This window comes from Pontibacter lucknowensis (assembly GCF_900156415.1).
Lineage (GTDB): Bacteria > Bacteroidota > Bacteroidia > Cytophagales > Hymenobacteraceae > Pontibacter > Pontibacter lucknowensis.
Genome location: NZ_FTNM01000002.1, coordinates 26,691 through 43,514, shown reverse-complemented (window position 1 = coordinate 43,514; position 16,824 = coordinate 26,691). Strand labels below are relative to the sequence as shown.

The window sequence follows — 16,824 nt, the reverse complement described above, 5'->3', positions numbered from 1 at the left end:
TCTCCTTTCTATCTGGCTGATGGTGGAATAAGTACAGGCTTAATGCAATTATCCAGTTTCTCTGAGAAAATGTGGTAAGCATCGGCCACGTCCTCCAGTGGTACACGGTGTGTGATCAGTGGTTTCGGGTTGATAACGCCATTCTGTACATGGTCGATCAGCTTCGGCAGCAGGCGTTTCACAGAGGCCTGGTTTGCCCGAATCGTGATGCCTTTGTTCACCACATTACCGATCGGCACGAGGTTATCCGTAGGGCCATACACTCCGACAATTGACAAGATACCACCTTTCTTGAGCGAGTTCACAGCCCAGTGAACTGCGGTAGCAGAGCCTGCTTGTAAAAGCAGTTTGCGACCTGTGATTGTCTGCATCAGGTTACCGCTTGCTTCTGCACCAACGGCATCGATGCATACATCTGCTCCCATCCAGTCCGTGGTCTTCTTAACGAACACCACCGGATCATCCATCTCTTCATAATTGTAAGCCTCGCAGTTGGCGTAGTTGCGCACAAACTCCAGTCGGTATTCCAGTTTGTCGATCACGATCACACGGCCAGCTCCAAATAGCCAGGAGCAGCGTGCGGCCATGATGCCAATTGGGCCAGCGCCAAAGATGACCACTGTGTCGCCTTTCTGAATGCCGCCCATTTCAGCAGCCTGGTAACCAGTAGGCACCACGTCGGTCAGCAGCACGGCATCGTCCGGATCCATCCCTGGAGGAATAACAGTTGGCCCTACATCTGCATAGGGTACACGCACGTACTCGGCCTGTCCGCCGTCATAACCACCTGCTGTGTGTGAGTAACCAAAGATACCACCTACAGCGGTCGCCTGCGAGTTGGATTCGTGGCAGTTGCCGAACAGACCCTGCTTACAGAAATGACATTTGCCACAGGCGATGTTAAAGGGCACGATCACCATGTCGCCTACTTTCAGCTTCTGCACTTCAGAGCCGATCTCAGTTACTTCGCCTATAAATTCGTGTCCGAAGGTCATACCCACACGGGTATCGGGTACGTTGCCATTGTAGAGGTGGAGGTCAGAGCCGCAGATGCATGAGCGCGTCACGCGCACGATGGCATCCTGGGGATGCAGAATCTTGGGCTCTGGTTTTTCGTCAATGCGGACCCGTTGCGGCCCGCGATAGTTCATTGCCAGCATAAGTTTGTTTTCAGTTTGTATTCAAATTGTGTTTCTTTTCCGCCTGTACAGGCTTCTGAATTATGTTTAAATAAATACTACTCTATACCTTAATGGTTACGATAATTGGATTTTTAAAAGAAATACCTATATACCTATACTATTATACAACAGGCTTAAAAAGGCTGCAAAGCTTGTTTTCATTTTGCTCTTCAACACAAAAATGGCACAGACCAATGCCTGTGCCACTCCTTACTGAAAAATGGTGATCTGGAGCTGGACTTACCGCTGACCGTCATCCCTGATCTTGGTTTTAATCTGCTCGGCCATTTCGGGCGTCACATCCACGTGATGCACATCGTGTGCATGTTTTCCGGCCTGTGCCAGCACTTCCTGTTCGCTGTTCGCTTTTATCTCGGCATTGCAGTCAAAACCGACATCCCTGCATTTTAGTGTTTTCATGATGTAGATGGTTTGGTGTATGAACTGGATTTTGTGTAATAAATCAAATGATTCAACTAATTTATACCTAACTGTTTATCAATAAGTTATATTAATCACAATCTATTCAGAATTGCTATATCGCCGTATTTTGTGAAGCGGCTATACCTTATCATAAAACCAAATCCTCCGTACACTCAATCATTTTCAATTGCGCTAAGAAGCTATACCTTCGCAGCAAAGTGATTCACAAAGGCGTATGATTTCAGACAAACAAGACCAGGGCACAAGCAGACAGTTTAAAGGATTTGTGGAAGTACGGGGAGCGCGGGAGCACAACCTCAAGAATATCAACCTGTCGATACCTCGTGATGCACTGGTTGTTTTTACCGGCGTATCAGGTTCTGGTAAGTCGAGTCTGGCCTTTGGGACACTCTATGCCGAAGCGCAGCGTCGCTACCTGGAATCGGTTTCACCCTATGCCCGCCGCCTGTTTCACCAGATGGCTGTGCCCGAAGTGGACGCTATTGACGGGCTGCCCCCTGCCGTGGCCCTGCAGCAGCAACGCGGCACGCCCACTACCCGTTCCTCGGTCGGCAGCGTCACCACACTCTCCAACCTGCTGCGCATGCTCTACTCCCGGGCCGGCGACTACCCGGAGGGGCAGTCCATTATTTATGCCGAAGCTTTCTCTCCCAACACTGCCGAGGGCGCCTGTCCTACCTGCCACGGACTGGGGCGAATGTATGATGTCACCGAAAAATCGATGGTGCCAGACGATTCCCTCACCATTCGGGAGCGGGCGATCGCTGCATGGCCCACTGCCTGGGGCGGACAGAATCAGCGCGACATCCTGGTAACGATGGGTTTCGACGTGGACAAGCCCTGGCGTGAGCTGCCGCAGAAAGACCGCGACTGGATTCTGTTCACAGACGAGCAGCCTGTCGTGCCGGTATACCCTGGCTATACCCCCGAAGAGACACGCCGCGCCCTCAAGCGCAAGGAAGAGCCCAACTACATGGGCACCTTCAGCAGCGCCCGCCGGCACGTGTTCCACACCTTTGCCAACACCAACAGCCCGCTCATGAAAAAGCGGGTGATGCAGTACATGCTCAGCACCGACTGCCCCACCTGTCAGGGCAAGCGCCTGCGGCCGGAGTCTTTGTCGGTCAAGTTTGCCGGCTATGATATCACAGAGCTTTCACGGCTGCCGCTGAAAAGAGTGCAGGCTGTGCTGAAGCCTTTTGCGCAGGGTACCGAGCCGGGGCATGCCCGTACGGAAACTGAGCATCCGGAGCAGGCCATCGTAGCCAAGCGCATTGCGGATGACCTCTGTGCCCGCATCGAAGTGCTGCTCGACCTGGGTTTGGGCTATTTGTCACTGGAGCGCAGCACCCCTACCCTCTCCCCGGGCGAACTGCAGCGCCTGCGTCTGGCCACGCAGCTTTACTCGCACCTCTTCGGCGTGGTCTATGTGCTCGACGAGCCTTCCGCTGGCCTGCACCCCGCTGACAAAGTAGCGCTGCTCCGCGCCCTCGATGGACTCAAAAAGGCAGGGAATTCCCTGTTTATCGTCGAGCATGACCTGGCCGTGATCCGCCATGCCGACTGGATTGTGGATGTAGGGCCTGCTGCCGGAGAGAAAGGTGGAGAGATCCTTTACAGTGGCCCGACTGAAGGTTTGCGGCAGGTAGAAGCCTCCCGTACAGGCGAGTATTTATTTAGAGAAGCTAAAGGATTCAACTCCGATCCGCGTGTTCCAAAAGGCTGGCTGAAACTTAGCGATGTGAGCCGCAACAACCTGCACAGTCTATCTGCTGAATTTCCGCTTGGGGTATTCACAGCTGTGACCGGCGTATCAGGTTCAGGCAAGTCCAGCCTGGTGAGTCAGGTGCTGGTGGAACTGGTGGCCGCTCATCTGGGGCATCAGCTCCCTGTAGAGGAAGAGGAAGGAAACGAATTAGAGCGTGACATACCTGTTACGACCGGAGGCCACATCACAGCAGGTATGGAGGAGATCAAACGGCTGGTGCGCGTCGACCAGAAGCCGATCGGCAGAACACCCCGTTCCAACATGGCCACTTATACCGGCTTGTTTGATCATGTCCGTAAGCTTTTCGCCAGTACGCCGCTGGCCAAAAAGCGCCGCTACGATGCCGGGCGCTTCTCTTTTAACGTAGCCAAAGGACGCTGCGAGAATTGCCAGGGCGAAGGGTTCGTGATGGTGGAACTGTTGTTTTTGCCGAGCGTATACGCCCCCTGCCCTGTTTGCCACGGCGCCCGTTACAATGCCCAAACCCTGGAAGTGACTTACCGCGACAAGAACATCGCCGAGGTACTGGATATGACGGTGGACGCGGCCTGGGAGTTTTTTGATGAAGAGCCGGCTGTGCACCGTGCGCTTACCATGCTCCGGGAGGTGGGGCTGGGCTACCTGCGACTCGGACAGCCTGCCACTGAGCTATCGGGTGGGGAGGCGCAGCGCATCAAGCTGGCCACCGAACTGCAGCGCTCTCAGCGTGGCAACACCCTGTACATTCTGGACGAACCGACTACCGGTCTGCACCCAGCTGATGTTGACAAGCTGATGACCCAGCTCCACCATTTGGTAGATGCCGGCAACACAGTTATTGTGGTAGAACACGACATGCGGGTAGTAGCTACCAGTGACTGGGTGATTGACATTGGGCCGGGTGCCGGTGAAGAAGGTGGCAATATTGTCGCAGCAGGACCTCCTGCCCTTATCGCTAAATCAATAGAAAGCAAAACAGCGCCCTATTTGAAGGCGCTGTCAAAGCGGTAATTAATCAAGCTCTTATAAAGCAAACAGAACATTCGCCTGCAGGATCGACTCGTTGAGTCCCGCTATACCTATCACATTGTGCCAGTAACGCCACTCCGAGCCGACGTATACCTTGCCGGGTTTGTCCCAGAAATTGCCTAAGTCCACATGCAGCTGTGGCTGCGTCAGGTACTGTGTGGTGCCCGGTCCGCGGTCGCCGATAAAATCCATGAACCCCCGGAAGCGGAAGCGCAGACGCTCTGAAAGCGGGATAGGAATGTCCCAGCTGGGCGTGAACTGGTACGTACCGCTGTACTCACTTCCATGCTGTTTGTAATAGTAGGTTTCCAGTTGCAACAGTCCCTGGCCGGGCAAACGGAATTTAAAAGCCGGTCCTGCCGTGTAGACAAAGAAATCCTCATCACCACCGAACAGCACGTTGATACCGCCCCCTACCAGCACATCGCTAATCGGGCCCATACCTATAGTACGCCCGGAGGCACGGCTCAGACTCAGTTTAGGATACCACTCCAGGTATAGGTTTGGGGCGGCCAGGCTGGCATCATTGAAGAGATCGGCAAATCCAAACTGCTCCAAAGCACCCAGATCACCAAAGTGTTCCAGTGTGACGGTAGCGAGCTGCCCGGACTGATTCAGGTCCCGGCCATAGAGTAGCTGCACATTGGAGCCGCCCTTGTAGTTTACCTGCGCCATTGCCTGACTGCTGAATACCAGCGCGAAAAAGAAAAATATAACTTTACTACCAGATCTATTGAGAAGCATTCTTTTCATTCCTGACTGCGTGATGATTTACCCGAAAATCATAATGTGATTGCAAAGTTAGTGTTTACGGAGCGAATACATAACATTGTAAAAATCTAATGCTTAGGCCAGATTATCTTATTCATACATCAACATAAGTACTTAGCAAATTGATATTTAACTTACTGGACTGATATCGTATAAATGTATAAATTTGTAAATTATTACTTTTTTACTTTGTGCGATGGAATACAGATTCGTGCATCATTGGAATTATGCGCTTGGGGAAGATGAGCACCGGATACTGGAATCCGCTATCTCGCTTACCACGCAGCCGCGCGACGAGTCTTTCCTGCAGCAGGCCGCAGACTTTATAGCAGCGTACACACAGGTACAGTATGTGCTGATCGGCAGCTTAAGTATTGATGGCAATTATGTCATAACAAACGTATTTCTCAAAAATGGGGAGCAGCAGCCCAATATCACCTACCCCCTGCAATACACTCCTTGCGATGCTGTCATGACCCAGCGTTTCTGCTATTATCCCAATAACGTACAGCGCTACTTTCCGCATGACATGGAGCTACAGGAGTTAAACATCGAGAGCTACCTGGGCAGCATTTTCCTGTCAGAGGACAGCGAGCCGGTTGGGTTGATCGCATTGATGAGTGACAAGCAAATCGAAAATGCCGCCTTTGCCGAACACCTCGTGTTGGTGCTGAGCCCTGCCATTGAGGAGGAGTTGATCCAGCAGCATAAGTCTTAAATACAGACATTAGTCCATTAAAAAACCTCTACTGCTGCAACAGTAGAGGTTTTTTTGTTTTATCACAAACAGGTATAGCGCAATGCTTTAAATAGCAGGATCGTTCGGTGTGTTCGGGTTGTTGCGACGCTCCTGATCCGGATACGGATAGAAATTGCGGTTGCGTTCCGCCAGGTTATCAGGTGGCCCCGGCCGGTCGAAACGGCGGCTGTCCTCCCACTTCTGTCCGCTTAGGTATAGCTCTGCTGACCGCTGCTTGTATACCTCCAGCAGCAGTGCCTCTCTCGTCACGGGACCACTGTAGGCAGGCAAGCCGGCATGCACATTAAAAGGATCACCCGACGTCTGTGTCCTTACTTGGTTGATCAGTGCAAGCGCTTCGTCCAGAGAACCATTGTTGCGCAGGAGCGCTTCAGCTTTGATCAGCTTCATCTCGTCTGGCAGGTATACCGGAATGCTGGAAGTTTGCGTGTTGAAAAAACCTGCCAGGGTCATCACCCGGTCTCCTAACACATCAGCACCCGGCTCTGTCATGTAAAACGGGTACCTATCATCCCCTTCCTCAAACAGTGCATCGGGCAAACCAAATTGATCACGTGGTCTGAAATAGGCGAGGACAAAGACAGTATTGTAGATTGGATTCGGGCTCAGCGTGCTATACACAAACTCAGAACGGACTGTCAGGTCCACTTTATCGGCATTAGAAATAGCTGCTTCGTAATTGCCCGCATAAAGATTATAGCGGGCATTGTAAGCGTAGAGCGTATTACGGAGGTTGAAAGCAGGACCTGTGACCTGCGTCGTAAATTCCTGTGAGATGGGCGTAGCCTCTATCAGGGCGATGCCTTCGTTCAGGTGCGCGATGGCGGCTGCCAATACCTCAGCTCTCGAGCTGAAGGTTACTCTATCAGTACGGCTGGTTTCCAGGTTCGCCTGCTCAAATGCGATAGCCAGGTTGCCGAGCGCCATGGCATTGAACAGGTGCGCATGCGCCATCACCCCGCTCAGCGTCCCTCCTGTCAGGGTTGGTATATTGGGAGCGTTCTCCAGTATCTGCTCACTCATCACCATCACACGCTGCATGCGTGACCAGAGTCCCAGTACGTTGCCATTGAATGTTGGCAGGTCAGATCCACCCGCTTCCAATTCCAGCACGTTTGTAAAAGTGGCCACCCCTTTCATTTCACGCCCCGTCACGCCCGGGTAGAGCAAAGCGGCTTCTAACCCTGATGTTGAGTAAAACTGACGCACCCCTACACTAAGGGCGATAATACCTTCGCGGGAGTTTAGTACTTCGATGTCGCTGGCAGCATTGGGGTTGGGTATATCCAGCTCACAACCGCTCGACAGCAGCAGGCAACCCGAGAGCAAACCCGCTTTTAAGTATGAAGCTATATTTTTCATGTTGTTTTTCATTAGGTTGAAGAAGAATTAGAAGGTAAAGTTGAGTCCCAGGGCATAGGTTCTGGGGATCGGTACCTCCACGAAGTCAAAGCCCCTCACGGCGTTGGTCTGACCGGCGGCATTTATCTCCGGGTCATAGCCACTGTAGTCGTCAATCGAGAACAGGTTACGCCCAGCCAGGCTGAGCCGCACGTTATTACCTCCCAGGAAAGCTGGCTTGAAGCTATAAGCCACTGATACCTCTCTCAACTTGATAAAGGAGCCGTCTTCAATGTAATTCTCAAATATCCCGAACAGCGCAGCAGAGGTTCCTTTCGGCACTTCTCCTCTTAGCTCTGGCTCATAACCAGCCAGTCCCCCATACAGGTCGCGCTCACCTACACGGCGCGTGAAGTTGAACACATCGAAACCGTAAACCGCATCAAACTGGGTGCGGAATGACAGGCGCTCACCCACTGAGATGTCGTTCACCCACGAGCCTGTCCAGTCGGGGTTAGGGTCACCGATCACTTTAGGCACTGTGGCGCCGATGGGCTGCCCGTTTTCGGGGTTGCGTCCTGCACGCTCAGGCTGTGGCAGACCGGTGGGGGTCAGCAGCAGCGTGCCATCCGGATTTCGGGCGAAATAGGTGCTGTAAAATGAACCAAGCGGATAACCGTCAACAGCCGCCACCTGCCCGAAACCACCCGGGAATGGCAACACACCACCAGGTATATCGTTCACTTCGTTTCGGTTGCGGGAGTAGATCAAAGTCGAGGTCCAGCGTACACGCTCCGTCTGAACAGGTGCGCCTGTGAGCATCAGTTCAAAGCCTCTGTTCGTCATTGTGCCAATGTTAGCGTATTGGTTAAGGAAACCGGAAGAAGGCGTCAACCCGATGAATAGCAGCAGGTCTTTCACATCTTTTTTATAGACAGAAAACTCCAGCCCTAGTCTGCCATCCAGAAAACTCATATCGGCGCCGAATTCTGTTTCGACCTGCCGCTCTGGTTTTATACCTGTGTTACCTAAGAGTGTGGATGGGATCACGCCGGGAAGACCAGGCAATGAAACAGGGTTGTAATTGGTATAGCGCTCATAAGCGCCTATGGCTGTCAGGTTACCTGCCTGTCCGTAGGAGGCCCGCAATTTGAAAATGGGTATAATGTCACTGAGCCCCTGCCAGAAACTCTCATTCGAAACGAGGTAACTTCCGCTCAGTTTTGGGTAAAACTGCCACCTGTCTTCTTCTCCGAACGCAGAGGATACGTCGTAGCGGCCAGCACCCGTCAGGAAGAAACGGTCGCCGATGCCAAAAGTCTGCTGCGCAAAAAAGCCCATGATGTTGAGGTCCACCCGGCTATCATTCGAAACCACAGTTGCGCCGCTTGTACTGGTACGGGCAATAGGTCCGAGTTGAGTACCTGTTATAGCTGTCGTGTAGTGTTGTTCGGTTTGCACCGTACCGCCTATACCTGTCGTTGACTCCAGCCAATCGGTCAGTAAGGTACGGTAAGATACATTCAGGTCATTGTTGAGCAGATATGAAGTGCGGTCGGCACGGCGAGAGTAGCCCGCATCGTAGGATGGGGTCGTGTTGCCAACTGGTATGAAGCCTGTCGCAATCTGGGTGGAGTTATCGTATCCAATTACATAATTAATATTCAAGCCATTGGCCGGGGTTAGGTTCAGCTGAAAGTCACCAATAAAGCGGCTGGTGCGTTGCCCGAAATCAAAGCGGTTGATCGCTTCAAGTGGATTGGTGCGGCGCAGAATGGCAGTTGGTGCCGTCGAAGGGTAAATCCCATTTACCGGCTCTGGATTGATAAAGTTATTACTGAAAATAAATCCGGTCAGTGCACCATACGTTTCGAGCAGACCACCGTTCGGAATCTCTTCGCTGTCACTGAGTATGTAATTGGCTCCTAAGGAAACGGACACCCAGTTATTCACCGTCTGGTCAAGGCGCAAGCGGGCACCTCCCCGCTTAAAGGAAGTGTTGTCAATGATACCTTGGTTACTCAGGAAATTGCCGCTCATAAAGTACTGGGTATTTGCACTACCCCCTGAAAGCGACACATTATTTTCAGTACCGAAGGCTGTCCTGAAAATCATGTCCTGGAAGTCGTATCGCGTAACAGGCTCCTGGGTGAGGTCTGAGGCGATGTTGTTGACAAAGCGGAAAGGGTACTGGTTGTAATCGAGCGTCTTGCGCACTTCATTTACACGAAACTGGGTGGAAACCGCAATTTTAGGGGCACCCTCCACACCGCGTTTGGTAAAGATCTGCACCACCCCGTTGCTGGCCCTTGAACCGTATATAGCAGCAGCTGCTGCGCCTTTTATGATCTCAATCCGCTCAATATCATTTGGGTTAATATCCACCAATCTGTTCTGCGCATACCCTCCCAGGTCAATCAGCTCGGGTGAGCTGTTGTTGATGATCACCCCGTCCACAATGTAAAGCGGGTCACCGGAACCTACCACAGTACTGGTACCCCGCAGTCGCACGGAAATACCACCGGCCGGGTTACCGGAGTTCTGACTGATCTGCGCACCGGCCACCTTACCTGCCAGGGCCTGGTCTACGGAAGTGGCCACGCTGTTTTCGAGTGAGGCAGCGGAGACGGTGGAGATGGCATTGCCCAGCTGCTTTTTGCTGGTTGCTACTGATGTTCCTGTCACTACTACTTCATCCAAACCCACAATATCCTCCCGAATCTGCACGTCTACCTGCACCGTTTGCTGATCGCCCAGGGTAATGGGGCGTACTTCCGGCCTGAAACCTATGAACGAGAACGTGAGCTGATAACTACCCGGGGGTAGCGCTGCTGGCAGGTTGTATTCCCCATTCGCATCGGTGGCCGTGGCGATGTTGTTGTTCTGGAACTTTACCACCACGCCTGGCAGCGGTGACTTGGTGCGGGCATCGGTTACGGTACCCGTAATGGTGTAGCGTGCACCCTGGGCGATGGCCAGCTGACAGGCAGCAACCAACAGGAGGAAACACAGCAGGATAGCCTTTCCGGAGACCCTCCCAATCATGTAAATTTTTCTCATAGTGCCTCTTATTTTGTACTGTGTATAATTATGATGTATTGATGTTCAGAATTTACTCCGGTAAACTGATTTTCCCCATCAGTACAGAAGGCACCCGCCTCTTGCCTGGACCGAACTCAATAGGCTCTCCCACCAGGCACTCGTTGGCCAGGGTGGCAAACAGCACCGCCTCTTTTGCATCCGGCGATACGCCAAGCTCAGCTGTGTCGCGCACAGTAGCACCTGGCAAAAGCGCCTTTATGTTCTGTATAAGCAGTGGATTGTGCATACCGCCGCCACTCAGGAAAATTTCAAAGTCAGAATCACCAAGTGAACGTGTCAGTGCCCCGCTGATGGCCACTGCCGAAAACCGGTTCAGGCTCGCCATCACATCTTCCGGGGACAGGTGCTCCGTATCGGATCTGCGCTGTGCCTCTGCCAGGTATGACAGGTTGAACAGTTCGGGGCCGGTCGTTTTAGGAAAGTCCTGCTCAAAGAAGGGATGGTAAAGGAGAGATGCCACCAGCGCCTGGTTATAGGTACCTTTCAATGCGATGGCGGAATCGGCGTCGTAGTAGGTGCCGGGAAACTGCTGCTGCACATAAGCGTCCATCAGCGTATTGCCAGGTCCTACATCGGTCGAGAAGATACGGCTCGTATCGAGGTCGCCTGGCAGAAACGTGAAGTTGGCTATACCCCCTATGTTGAGCATGATCCGGTTCTGGTCCTGTTCCGAGAAGAGCAGGTAGTCTCCGTACACCGCCAGAGGTGCGCCCTCACCCCCTGCCGCCACATGCTTCTGCCGGAAGTCGCTCAGGGTGATGATGCCTGTACCCATCGCAATATGATCGCCATCGCCAATCTGGAGTGTCGCATCTGGCATGCCTGCTACACCATGCAGCGAAGCTGGTGCGTGGTAAATGGTTTGTCCATGACTGGCAATCACATCCACATCAGCAGATTCCACTCCCCACGTCTGCAGGCTTTTGTTGATGAGGTCGGCGTGGAAGCGCCCGATGTAGGCGTTCAGCAGGCAAACCCGCTCCAGGTCAACTTCCCTTTTAGAAAAGACTGCCTTTACTTCCCGCTTAAAAGTTTCATCGTAGGGCATGGTTACAAATTCACGCAGCTTCATGCGGGTTTGAGTACCATTTCCCTCAAACTCACAGAGTGCAATATCGAGGCCGTCCAAGGAAGTGCCTGACATCAGGCCAATAATGGTTCTTTTCTCTTTACCAGCAACTTTGAAAAGCTGCTCCAGCATTTTGTTCATAATTAATTTAACATAAGGGTGTTAACAGCCTAAAGAACCATAGATTCTTCATACGAAATATATAAGGCTTAGGTAATATATATGGGAGCGAATTTCAGCATAATCATGCAGAAACTCACAAATAGGCTATTGCTCTGACCTGTTTTCTTAACTCCGGATAATCCGCCCGTCCTCCATTTCGATGATACGGTGTGTATTTTCGGCAAATTCCGGGTCGTGGGTCACGATGAGCAGGGTTTGGTTGTGCTCCTCGGTAAGCTCCTTGAAGATATTGAAAACGATGTCGCTGTTACGCTTGTCGAGGTTACCGGTAGGCTCGTCCCCCATGATGATATGGGGGTCGTTGATGAGAGCCCGGGCAATGGCCACCCGCTGCTTCTCCCCTCCTGAAATGCGGTAGGCCGACTGTTTGGCAAGTTGGTCTATACCCAGCATTTTGAGCCGCTCCATGGCGCGGTGCTCTACCTCCTGCTCGCTATACCTGCCCAGTTTCAGCCCAGGCAGCATGACATTGCGCAGCACCGTGAACTCGTTGAGCAGGTAGTGAAACTGGAAAACGAAGCCAATCTTCTCGTTTCGGATACGGGCCAGTTCGGGGTCCGGGCGGCCTGACATCAGTTCATTGTCTATGTACAACTCGCCGGTATAGTCGGTATCCATGGTGGAAAGGATGTAGAGCAGCGTGGACTTGCCGCAGCCCGACTTTCCGATTACCGACACAAACTCTCCTTTATTTATTGTAAAAGTGATATCGCGCAGCACCTGCACCGTCACAGGGTCATGAAACGCCTTGTTGACGTGTCGCGCTTCAAGTATGACTTCCTGCATGTTTTCGTCTCTGCCTTTCATGCCTCTTATTTGCCTCTGATGATCTCAACCGGGTCTACCTTGCTTGCCTTGCGGGCCGGGAAGAAACCGGCAAAGTACGTCGTGATTAGCGAGAAAGACCCACCAATGAAATAGTAGATCAGATCGTAGTTAACCGGGTACGTTTCGATGGTAGGCAATGCGGAGGTGTTGAAGGGGATGCTGTCGATGATGGCGGAGAAAATAAAGCCGAACAGTAGCCCCATCATACCGCCGAAAAAGCCGATGCTCATAGCAATGACCAGGAAAACCAGGTTCACATCCCGACCAGAAAAGCCAGTGGCCTTGAGTATGGCAATGGAGTCCATCTTCTCATAGATCATCATGTTGAGGATATTGAAAATGCCAAAGCCCGCCACGATCAGCAGCGTCACACCCACGGCATAGGATATGAGCGAGCGTACGTTGCTGCCTGTTTCGAACTGGGCGTTCGCGGTCTGTATGTCCTCGGCATCAACCTTAAAAAGCTGCGCATACTCGCGGGCCACGACCGGAGCCTGCTCCAGATCATGCAGCTTCACCTGGATGTCGGTCATGTAGTTGGCAGGCTTCCCCAGCAGCTTTTGAGTAGTAGCGATGGAGGCATAGCTCTGTACCTTGTCGATCTCCTGTATACCTGACTGGAAATAGCCTACCACCTTCAGCGGAAATCGCTCCCCCTGTGCCGTGGTTACCTGCACTACATCGCCTATATCGGCTACCAGTATTTCTGCCAGACCTTTGCCGAGTATGATACTATTGGCTACGTTCTTTGCATCGATGGCATCGCCGGATGTTACGTATTCCTGAAAATTGAACAGGCGGCTTTCCTCCTCCACATCTATCCCGTTGATCACGCCGGTGATATCAATGGTGCCTTCATTGTAAAAGACTTGGGCCAGCAGCTTGGGAGTAGCGCCAAGCACCCGCTCATCAGCTTTCACAGTCTGCAGGATAGGGCCGCTGTTATAGATCTCCTGCCGGGTGATGCCTGCCTTCACTGAACTGATAAAGTTGTAGGAGTTTTTGTACTGGTCGACTTCATTCACCGGCTGATTCTCGCTGGGTTTTATCTCGTTGTAGAGCCGCACATGCGGGGTACGGTTCAGGATCAGGCTGTCGAGCATATCGTTGAGTCCGTTCATAAAACCGAGCAGCGTCACGAACATGGCAATGCTGAAGGTCACACCCACGGCTGCCACCAGCGTCTGCCGCCAGCGGGCCAGCAACAAGGATTTTGCAATACTGAATATCAGTCTGAAATTCATCGCTACGGCTTCACGATCACATCTTCTCTGGACAAACCTTCCACTATCTCCACCTTCTGGTAGTCTTTCAGGCCAGTCTTCACCGGCACCCGCTCGTCTTTGCTTTTCAGCACATAGGTGCCGTCCACCAGGTAGTCGCGGGGTATGGTGAGGGCATCCTTTTTAGCTTGAATGACGATGTTCGCCTCTGTGGTGAGGTTGGGGTAGAGCGCATCGGGCATGGTCACAAATTCGGCCTCCACGGTAAAGGAGCGGGTACGCTCATTCATAGCCGGGTTTATTTTGGTGATACGCCCCTCAAACACCTGTCCCCGGTAGCTGTCTAGGTTGAGCAGCACCTGCTGTCCGGGCTTCACACGGGCAATGTCGTATTCATCCACCTGCAGCTCGAGTATAAACTCCTCGGCATCGCCCAGCACGGCAATAGGCACCTGCGGACTCACCAGTTCTCCTTTCTCGCGCAGCATGCTGTATACCTTGCCGTTGGTTTCGCTGCGCACGGTAAAGTCGCTGCTTTGGCTTTGACTGATCTGCAGGTTTTTCTGTGACTGACGGGCGGCAAAATCGAGCTGCTTTTTAAGGTCGTTGTAGCGAAGGCGTGCGGACCGGTAGGCTGTAGCGGAGTTTTTGTAGGCCAGCTCCCGTTGTTCCAGTTCCACGCGGGTTCCGATCTGGTTTTCCCAGAGGTTGCGCTGGCGCACGAGCAGCAGGGAGTCGTTGCGCATACGGCTACGGGCCAGCTCGATATTTTCCTCCAACTCGGCCAGTTTCTCAGCATTGGCGCTCACACGGGCGTACTCAGCAGCCAGGCGGGCGTTTTCGGTACTCAGCCGGGCAGCCTCATTGCCGATGCGCACCAGCACCTCCCCCTGCTGCACGGTATCTCCCTCGGTCACCAGTATCTCCTCTATGATGCCGCTCACCACCGGGTATACCTGGTACTGGTTGCGGCTCTTCACCACACCCGATGCGTAGACCGACTCTGTAATATCCTCCACCGTGGGCTGAGTCGTTTCCCTATCCCCGCCGCAGGAGGCAAGGCAAACCAATAGAAAGGCCAGTTGAAAGTACCGTTTCATTGTCTTGATTTTTTGTGCGTAGTGGACATAGTTGCAGGCGGACTCACGCTTTACCAGAAAGCAGATTAGTGGCCGCTGCAAGGGTATCCCCGGCCTATCTTAACAGGCTCGTGTTACGCTTCAAATGTAAGGCATTCAGAAGAGCAATGCACTCCGGTCAGCCAGATTAATTCAAAATTATCTCAAAAAAGCTGCTCCCTGTTTCATCTCCTGACAGCCCTGCTTTTAGCTTCTCTATTTAACAGATAAGGATACTCAGAAACCAGCCGCCGCATCATCCCCTCTGGGGTCTGCCCCACCCTCCAATCTGCCATCCGGGCGCACCAGTATACCTGCCGCCCTGCCTATTCCTCCTGATTTGGGGGCAATTCTGTGTCCTCTCCACCACATCTTCAGTCCTGTGCCAAAGCCCAGTGCTCCCCACTCGCAGAGTATCCAGTCTGGTTTCCACTGGTGGTGAAAGCGACCGGCGTTTACAGCCCCCTGCATCGGCATGTTATGCACTGTCACATTCAGGATGATCTGGTACACGGTGGTGATGATAGTGGACCCACCCATGCTGCCGATGATCAGGTGGAGTTGGCCGTTCTTTTCGAGTATGGTGGGTGTCATGGAGCTGAGCATGCGCTTGTCGGGCGCGATGGCATTGGCCTCCCCTCCCACCAGGCCGTAGCTGTTCGGGTGGCCTGGCTTCACACTGAAATCGTCCATCTCGTTGTTGAGCAGAAAGCCAGCGCCCCCCACAAATACTTTGGAGCCAAAGCTGCTGTTGAGCGTTGTGGTCACCGAAATAGCGTTTCCCTCCGGATCAACGATGGAGTAGTGGGTGGTGTTCGGGCTTTCGGGAGGAGCCGGAGCACCTGCTGCCACTGCATCGCTGTCTGTGGCTCTGTCAAGCGACACATCCCGCATTCGGCTACGAATATACGCCGTGTCCAGGAGGCCCGCCACTGGCACGTCATAGTAGTCCGGGTCACCCACATGACGGGCACGGTCAGCGTATACCCTTCGTTCTGCCTCCACCATCAGGTGTGCGGTCCGGGCAGCGTTCCAGCCCCAGTCTTCCAGCGGGTAATTTTGAGCAATGTTCAGCAGTTGCAGCAGGGCAATGCCCCCGCTGGAAGGAGGCGGCATGGAGATAACCTGATAGTCGCCCACCTGCCCCCGCAACGGCTCCCGCCAGACAGGGCGGTAAGCCGCCAGGTCCTCTTTTGAAATGATGCCTCCGCCCCGTTCCATTTCTGCCACAATGCGTGCTGCTGTTTCGCCTTCATAAAAGCCTGCTCTTCCCTGGTCCCGGATGCGTGCTAAGGTATAGGCCAGTTCTCTGAGCCGTAGCGTATCCCCCTCCCGCCAGCGATCCTGGAGAATAAATGCCGGCCGCTGGGTATTGTACTTTATAAAATCGCTCCGTTCATCGTTCAACTTCTTTGCCTCTTTACGGGTCAGGGGAAAGCCTTTGGCGGCCAGTTCCACCGCCGGTTGTACTAGCTCAGCCCAGGGCATGCTACCATACTTCTGGTGCAGTTGCACCATGCCGGCCACCGTGCCGGGCACGCCCGCTGCCAGATGCCCCTTGAAGCTGAGTTCGGTAATTACATTTCCCTGCGCATCCAGGTACATGTCACGGTGCGCATTTCCGGGTGCTTTTTCCCTGTAGTCCAGCGCATCCACGCTCCCATCCTGCTGCCGCAGCACCAGAAAACCACCGCCTCCTATGTTCCCGGCATCAGGGTATACCACTGCCAGGGCAAACTGCACCGCCACTGCCGCGTCCACGGCATTGCCGCCTCTGCGCAGTATGGCAGCGCCCACCTCAGAAGTCAGCGGATGCGCTGTCACCACCATGGCCTTGTCAGTGACCAGCCCGGTTTCGTTTGTATCCCAGCCTGCGCAGCCCGAGAAACTGATGATTGCAAGAATTAGGGTGATCCTGATGAATGTCAAGCCTGCTCTTTCTTTTTTCAGTGTATGAATCCTATTCTTTACCCGATTGCAGCGCATCGGGTTTTAAAGCAGGTATAGCTGCAGGCTGTAAGGATCGAT

12 protein-coding genes are annotated in these 16,824 nt (G+C 53.1%); 2 read left to right on the top strand and 10 right to left on the bottom strand.

Features of this window, described 5'->3' with window-relative positions; genetic code table 11:
• Positions 1–8: 8 nt before the first annotated feature.
• Together BW972_RS06320 and BW972_RS06315 are read right to left on the bottom strand one after the other, a co-directional pair.
• Positions 9–1,160, bottom strand: coding sequence for a zinc-dependent alcohol dehydrogenase (locus BW972_RS06320; protein ID WP_007654013.1), 1,152 nt, complete (start codon positions 1,158–1,160; stop codon positions 9–11).
• A gap of 261 nt (positions 1,161–1,421) precedes the next feature.
• The gene (locus tag BW972_RS06315) at positions 1,422–1,601 is read right to left on the bottom strand and encodes a DUF1059 domain-containing protein (RefSeq protein WP_007654011.1); all 180 of its coding nucleotides are present in this window, start codon (positions 1,599–1,601) and stop codon (positions 1,422–1,424) included.
• Positions 1,602–1,839: 238 nt separating this feature from the next.
• On the opposite strand from BW972_RS06315, the gene uvrA reads away from it, so the two are divergent.
• Positions 1,840–4,383: an excinuclease ABC subunit UvrA gene (uvrA, locus tag BW972_RS06310; protein ID WP_076421529.1), complete on the top strand. Its 2,544-nt coding sequence runs from the start codon at positions 1,840–1,842 to the stop codon at positions 4,381–4,383.
• 12 nt (positions 4,384–4,395) lie between these two features.
• On the opposite strand, the gene BW972_RS06305 is transcribed toward uvrA, so the two are convergent.
• Positions 4,396–5,145 (bottom strand): hypothetical protein, encoded by a 750-nt coding sequence (locus BW972_RS06305; protein WP_143731941.1) that lies wholly within the window; start codon positions 5,143–5,145, stop codon positions 4,396–4,398.
• Positions 5,146–5,368: 223 nt separating this feature from the next.
• Between BW972_RS06305 and BW972_RS06300 the strand changes: the two genes are divergently transcribed.
• Positions 5,369–5,890, top strand: a complete 522-nt coding sequence (locus BW972_RS06300; RefSeq protein ID WP_076421527.1) for a hypothetical protein — start codon at positions 5,369–5,371, stop codon at positions 5,888–5,890.
• An 87-nt stretch (positions 5,891–5,977) separates the two neighbouring features.
• Here the strand turns inward: BW972_RS06300 and BW972_RS06295 are convergent, their stop codons facing one another.
• From BW972_RS06295 to ggt, 7 genes are all read right to left on the bottom strand, one after another.
• A complete protein-coding gene (locus tag BW972_RS06295) occupies positions 5,978–7,294 on the bottom strand; it encodes a RagB/SusD family nutrient uptake outer membrane protein (RefSeq protein WP_076422093.1) in 1,317 nt (438 codons plus the stop codon).
• A 27-nt stretch (positions 7,295–7,321) separates the two neighbouring features.
• On the bottom strand, positions 7,322–10,333 hold the full coding sequence (locus BW972_RS06290; RefSeq protein ID WP_076421526.1) for a SusC/RagA family TonB-linked outer membrane protein: 3,012 nt from the start codon (positions 10,331–10,333) through the stop codon (positions 7,322–7,324).
• A 52-nt stretch (positions 10,334–10,385) separates the two neighbouring features.
• Complete coding sequence (locus tag BW972_RS06285) at positions 10,386–11,585, bottom strand: anhydro-N-acetylmuramic acid kinase (protein ID WP_007654005.1); 1,200 nt, start codon at positions 11,583–11,585, stop codon at positions 10,386–10,388.
• Between the two features lie 147 nt (positions 11,586–11,732).
• Entirely contained in the window at positions 11,733–12,413 is a 681-nt protein-coding gene (locus tag BW972_RS06280) for an ABC transporter ATP-binding protein (protein WP_076422092.1), read from the bottom strand.
• Between the two features lie 26 nt (positions 12,414–12,439).
• Complete coding sequence (locus BW972_RS06275) at positions 12,440–13,699, bottom strand: ABC transporter permease (RefSeq protein ID WP_076421525.1); 1,260 nt, start codon at positions 13,697–13,699, stop codon at positions 12,440–12,442.
• A 2-nt stretch (positions 13,700–13,701) separates the two neighbouring features.
• Positions 13,702–14,778: an efflux RND transporter periplasmic adaptor subunit gene (locus BW972_RS06270; RefSeq protein ID WP_076421524.1), complete on the bottom strand. Its 1,077-nt coding sequence runs from the start codon at positions 14,776–14,778 to the stop codon at positions 13,702–13,704.
• A 255-nt stretch (positions 14,779–15,033) separates the two neighbouring features.
• Positions 15,034–16,626: a gamma-glutamyltransferase gene (ggt, locus tag BW972_RS06265; protein WP_234986350.1), complete on the bottom strand. Its 1,593-nt coding sequence runs from the start codon at positions 16,624–16,626 to the stop codon at positions 15,034–15,036.
• Positions 16,627–16,824 lie beyond the last annotated feature (198 nt).

Bases quoted from the DNA above. Each gene is read 5' to 3' on its own strand.
- BW972_RS06320 (WP_007654013.1), bottom strand. From the start codon at position 1,160: ATGCTGGCAATGAACTATCGCGGGCCGCAACGGGTCCGCATTGACGAA.
- BW972_RS06315 (WP_007654011.1), bottom strand. From the start codon at position 1,601: ATGAAAACACTAAAATGCAGGGATGTCGGTTTTGACTGCAATGCCGAG.
- uvrA (WP_076421529.1), top strand. From the start codon at position 1,840: ATGATTTCAGACAAACAAGACCAGGGCACAAGCAGACAGTTTAAAGGA.
- BW972_RS06305 (WP_143731941.1), bottom strand. From the start codon at position 5,145: ATGCTTCTCAATAGATCTGGTAGTAAAGTTATATTTTTCTTTTTCGCG.
- BW972_RS06300 (WP_076421527.1), top strand. From the start codon at position 5,369: ATGGAATACAGATTCGTGCATCATTGGAATTATGCGCTTGGGGAAGAT.
- BW972_RS06295 (WP_076422093.1), bottom strand. From the start codon at position 7,294: ATGAAAAATATAGCTTCATACTTAAAAGCGGGTTTGCTCTCGGGTTGC.
- BW972_RS06290 (WP_076421526.1), bottom strand. From the start codon at position 10,333: ATGAGAAAAATTTACATGATTGGGAGGGTCTCCGGAAAGGCTATCCTG.
- BW972_RS06285 (WP_007654005.1), bottom strand. From the start codon at position 11,585: ATGAACAAAATGCTGGAGCAGCTTTTCAAAGTTGCTGGTAAAGAGAAA.
- BW972_RS06280 (WP_076422092.1), bottom strand. From the start codon at position 12,413: ATGCAGGAAGTCATACTTGAAGCGCGACACGTCAACAAGGCGTTTCAT.
- BW972_RS06275 (WP_076421525.1), bottom strand. From the start codon at position 13,699: ATGAATTTCAGACTGATATTCAGTATTGCAAAATCCTTGTTGCTGGCC.
- BW972_RS06270 (WP_076421524.1), bottom strand. From the start codon at position 14,778: ATGAAACGGTACTTTCAACTGGCCTTTCTATTGGTTTGCCTTGCCTCC.
- ggt (WP_234986350.1), bottom strand. From the start codon at position 16,626: ATGGTGGTGACAGCGCATCCGCTGACTTCTGAGGTGGGCGCTGCCATA.